Source organism: Mesorhizobium sp. M1A.F.Ca.IN.020.04.1.1 (assembly GCF_003997315.1).
In the GTDB taxonomy this organism is placed as follows: Bacteria; Pseudomonadota; Alphaproteobacteria; order Rhizobiales; family Rhizobiaceae; genus Mesorhizobium.
Map to the genome: position 1 here is coordinate 1 of NZ_RZSN01000285.1, position 4524 is coordinate 4524.

At 65.3% G+C, this 4524-nt stretch carries 3 protein-coding genes and 1 pseudogene; all 4 read left to right on the plus strand.

Annotated features, from left to right (window positions below; translation table 11 throughout):
• Positions 1-4 precede the first annotated feature (4 nt).
• Entirely contained in the window at positions 5-1132 is a 1128-nt protein-coding gene (locus tag EOA49_RS30455; RefSeq protein WP_127242082.1) for a carnitine 3-dehydrogenase, read from the plus strand.
• 4 nt (positions 1133-1136) lie between these two features.
• Positions 1137-2300, plus strand: a complete 1164-nt coding sequence (locus tag EOA49_RS30460) for an acyl-CoA dehydrogenase (protein ID WP_127243544.1) — start codon at positions 1137-1139, stop codon at positions 2298-2300.
• A gap of 64 nt (positions 2301-2364) precedes the next feature.
• Positions 2365-4443 carry an acetate--CoA ligase family protein gene (locus tag EOA49_RS30465; protein WP_127243545.1) on the plus strand — a complete coding sequence of 693 codons (2079 nt, stop codon included), beginning with the start codon at positions 2365-2367 and terminating at the stop codon, positions 4441-4443.
• Positions 4436-4524: pseudogene (locus EOA49_RS30470) on the plus strand (carnitinyl-CoA dehydratase); the annotation flags it as partial. The gene EOA49_RS30465 and the pseudogene EOA49_RS30470, both read left to right, overlap by 8 nt.

A 4524-nucleotide genomic window follows, 5' to 3' on the forward strand; every position in this document is an offset into this window, starting at 1 on the left:
GACCATGAGCATCATCAACAAGGCGGCCGCCATCGGCGGCGGCGTCATCGGCGCCGGCTGGGTGGCGCGCCTGCTCTTGAACGGCATCGATGTTTCGATCTTCGATCCCGATCCCGAGGCGTCGCGCAAAGTCGGCGAGGTGATGAAGGGCGCACGCCGCGCCTACAAGCAGATGCTGCCCGGCGGCCTGCCCAAAGAAGGCAAGCTCACCTTCGCCAAGACGATCGGCGACGCAGTGGCGGATGCCGACTTCATCCAGGAGAGCGTGCCGGAGCGGCTCGACCTCAAGCACAAAGTGCTGGCCGAGATCGACGCCCATGCGCCGGCCAACTCCATAATCGGCTCCTCGACCTCCGGCATCAAGCCGACCGATATGCAGGTGGCGATGAAGAAGCACCCGGAGCGGCTGGTCGTCGGGCACCCGTTCAACCCGGTCTATCTTCTGCCGCTGGTCGAGATCGTCGGCGGCCAGCAGACTTTTCCCGAGGCGATCGAGGTCGCCAAGGAGATCTACGCCTCGATCGGCATGAAGCCGGTGGTGGTGCGCAAGGAAATCGAAGCCTTCGTCGGCGATCGCCTCCTGGAGGCCGCGTGGCGCGAGGCGCTGTGGCTGGTCAAGGACGGCATCTGCACCGTCGAGGAACTCGACGACATCATGCGCTATTCCTTCGGCCTGCGCTGGGCTCAAATGGGAATGTTCCAGGTCTACCGCGTCGCCGGCGGCGAAGCCGGCATGCGCCACTTCATGGCGCAGTTCGGACCTTGCCTGAAATGGCCGTGGACCAAGCTGATGGACGTGCCGGAGTTCAACGACGAGCTGGTCGACCTGATCGCCACGCAATCGGACGAGCAGGCAAACGGCCTGTCGATCCGCGAGCTGGAAAAGATCCGCGACGACAATCTGGTCGCCATTATGGAAGCGCTGTCGAAGCAGAACAAAGGCAAGGGCTGGGGCGCCGGCGCGCTTCACAAGGACTATACCAGGCAGCTGGCCAAGCTGGCGGCGAAGCCGGCCGCCAAGGCAGGCGACAAGGCAAAAGCCGCCAAGCCGGCGAAGAAGATGGCGAAGCCCGCAAAGGCCGAGAAGCCCACGAAGGCCGACAAGGCGAAAACAAGCAAGAAGAAGGGCTGAGGCGATGCATTTCGGTCTTTCAGAAGAACAAAAACTGATCGTCGAGACGACGCGTGCCTTCGTCGAGAACGAGCTTTACCCGCATGAGCGCGAGGTGGAACGCACCGGCGAACTGCGCCGCGAGCTGATCGACGAATTGAAGGCAAAGGCGATCGCGGCCGGGCTCTACGCCGCCAACATGCCGGCCGATGTCGGCGGCGCGGGCCTCGATACGGTGAGCTGGCTGCTGTACGAGAAGGAGCTTGGCCGCGCCAATTACGCGCTGCACTGGACCTGCGTGGCGCGTCCCTCGAACATCCTGCTCGCCGGAACGCCGGAGCAGCGTGACAAATATCTCTTCCCTTGCATCCGCGGCGAGAAGTGGGACTGCCTGGCGATGACCGAGCCCGGCGCCGGCTCCGACCTGCGCGGCATGAAGGCGACCGCGGTTCAGGACGGCTCGGACTGGGTGCTCAACGGCACCAAGCACTTCATCAGCCACGCCGACATCGCCGACTTTGCCATCGTATTCATGGCTTCGGGCGAAGAGGATTCGCCGCGCGGCAAGCGCAAGAAGATCACCGCCTTCTTCGTCGACAAGGGCACCAAAGGGTTCACGGTGCGCGACGGCTACCGCAACGTCTCGCATCGCGGCTACACCAACTCGATCCTCGAATTCGACGACTGCCGGCTGCCGGCTTCCCAGGTGCTCGGCGAAGTGCACAAGGGCTTCGAGGTGGCGAATTCATGGCTCGGCGCCACGCGCCTGCAGGTCGGCGCCACCTGCCTCGGCCGCGCAGAGCGCGCGCTTTCGCATGCCATCGAATATGCCGCGCAGCGCCAGCAGTTCGGCCAGCAGATCGGCAAATTCCAGGGTGTGTCGTTCAAGCTCGCCGATATGGCGACGGAATTGAAGGCCGCCGACCTGATGGTGTTCGAAGCCGGCTGGAAGTACGATCGGGGCACCGTCACCGATCAGGACATGGCGATGGCCAAGCTGAAGGCTACCGAGATGCTGGCTTTCGTCGCCGACGAGGCGATCCAGATCCATGGCGGCATGGGGCTGATGGACGACCTGCCGCTGGAGCGCATCTGGCGCGACGCGCGCGTCGAGCGCATCTGGGAAGGCACTTCGGAGATTCAGCGACATATTATTTCGCGGGCGTTGCTGCGCCCGTTCGGGGCTTAGAGCATGATCCGCCAAAACCGGGATCCGGTTTTGGCAACGATCGTGCTCAAATGAAAAGATGACCATGCATAAACTCGAACGTCTCCTGCGCCCGAAATCGATCGCCGTGTTCGGCGGGGCGCAGGCCGCCGCCGTCGTCGCGCAATCGATCAAGATGGGCTTTGCCGGCGAAATCTGGCCGGTGCACCCGACTAAAGACGAGGTCGCAGGCCGCAAGGCCTACCGTTCCGTCGCCGACTTGCCCGGCGCGCCGGACGCCGCCTTTGTCGGGGTCAACCGGCATCTCACCATCGAAGTGGTCAAGGCATTGGCCGAGCGCGGCGCCGGCGGCGCCGTCTGCTTTGCCGCCGGCTTCCTCGAGACCGAGGCCTATGACGAGGACGGCGAGCGGCTGCAGGCCGAGCTGGTCGCCGCCGCGGGTGAGATGCCGATCATCGGCCCGAACTGCTATGGCCTGATCAACTATGCCGACGGCGCGCTTTTGTGGCCCGATCAGCATGGCGGGATCAGACTGGCCGAGGGCGGCAAGGGCGTCGCCATCATCACTCAGTCGTCCAACATCGCCATCAACATGACGATGCAGAAGCGCGGTCTGCCGATCGCGTTCCTGATGACGGCCGGCAACCAGGCGCAGACCGGCCTTTCCGAAATGGCGCTCGGTCTGATCGAGGACGAGCGCGTCACGTCGCTTGGCCTGCATATCGAGGCCTTCGATTCCGTGGCCGGCTGCGAGCGATTGGCGGCGAGAGCCCGCGAGCTGAAGAAGCCGATCATCGCCATGAAGGTCGGCCGCTCGGAACAGGCGCGGCAGGCGACGGTTTCCCATACCGCGTCGCTTGCCGGTTCGGATGCCGCCTCGGGCGCGTTCCTGAAGCGGCTGGGCATCGCGCGCGTCGATTCCATACCGGCCTTCATCGAGGCGTTGAAGCTCTTGCACATCACCGGGCCGCTGCCCGGCTACAGACTGTCGTCGATGAGCTGCTCGGGCGGCGAAGCCTCCGTGATGGCCGACAGCGCGGAAGGACGCTGGGTGCATTTCCCGACGCTAAGCGCCGAGCATCGCGCGCATGTCAAATCGACGCTCGGGCCGCTGGTCGCGGTCGCCAATCCGCTTGACTACCACACCTTCATCTGGAACAACGAGCCGGCGATGACGGCCACCTTCACTGCCATGGTGTCGGGCGGCTTCGACCTCAACATGCTGGTGCTCGACTTCCCGCGCCCCGACCGCTGCTCGGACACCGACTGGTGGGCGACGCTGCGTGCCTTCGAGGCGGCGCTGAAGACCAACAGGGCGCAGGGCGCGATCGTCTCCTCGCTGCCGGAAAACCTGCCGGAGGAATATACCGCCGGGCTGATGGCGCGCGGCATGGTGCCCTTGTTCGGCATTTCGGAAGCGATGGACGCCGCCCAGGCCGCCGCCTTCATCGGCTGGGCCTGGCGCGAGCCGCAGGCGCAGCCGGTCGACACCACGGCGGCGGGCGCTTCCGACGGCGACCACGTCACGCCGGACGAAGCCGAGGCCAAAGCGCGTCTGATCGAGGCCGGGCTGCCGGTGCCGAAGGGCGAGTGCGCCTCGAACGCGGTCGAGGCGGTGATTGCGTCCATGGCGCTCGGTTTCCCGGTGGCGCTGAAGACGCTCGGCGTGACGCACAAGTCGGAGGTCGGCGCGGTGCGGCTGAACCTCAAGGACGCCGAATCCGTCAGCAATGCCGCGCATGACCTGTTGCCGCTCGGCACCGGGCTTTATGCCGAGCGCATGGTGCGCGACGGCGTCGCCGAACTGATCGTCGGCTTCACCCGCGACCCGATGTTCGGCGCGGTGATGACGCTCGGCACCGGCGGCGTGCTCGTCGAGCTGCTGCGCGACAGCGTGACCCTGATGCTGCCGGCGACGCGCGACGACATCGAGGCGGCGCTGCGTGGCTTGAAGCTCTATCCGCTGCTGGAGGGCTATCGCGGCAGGCCCAAGGCAGACGTCCAGGCCGCCATCGACGCCATCGCCGGCATTGCCGACTTCGTGCAGAAGAATGAAGGCGAGATCGAAGAGCTCGACATCAACCCGCTGATCGTCTGCGCCGAAGGCAAGGGCGCCTGGATCGCCGACGCGCTGCTGGTGCTTGGAGAAAAGAAGAATGGCTGACGTCATCACCACTCGCCGCGAAGGCACGATCCTGGAAGTCACGCTCGACCGGCCCAAGGCCAATGCCATCGACCTCAAGAC

What these genes read in the sequence shown, in the direction of transcription:
- EOA49_RS30455 (WP_127242082.1), top strand. Translation starts at nt 5, where the DNA reads ATGAGCATCATCAACAAGGCGGCCGCCATCGGCGGCGGCGTCATCGGC.
- EOA49_RS30465 (WP_127243545.1), top strand. Translation starts at nt 2,365, where the DNA reads ATGCATAAACTCGAACGTCTCCTGCGCCCGAAATCGATCGCCGTGTTC.
- EOA49_RS30460 (WP_127243544.1), top strand. Translation starts at nt 1,137, where the DNA reads ATGCATTTCGGTCTTTCAGAAGAACAAAAACTGATCGTCGAGACGACG.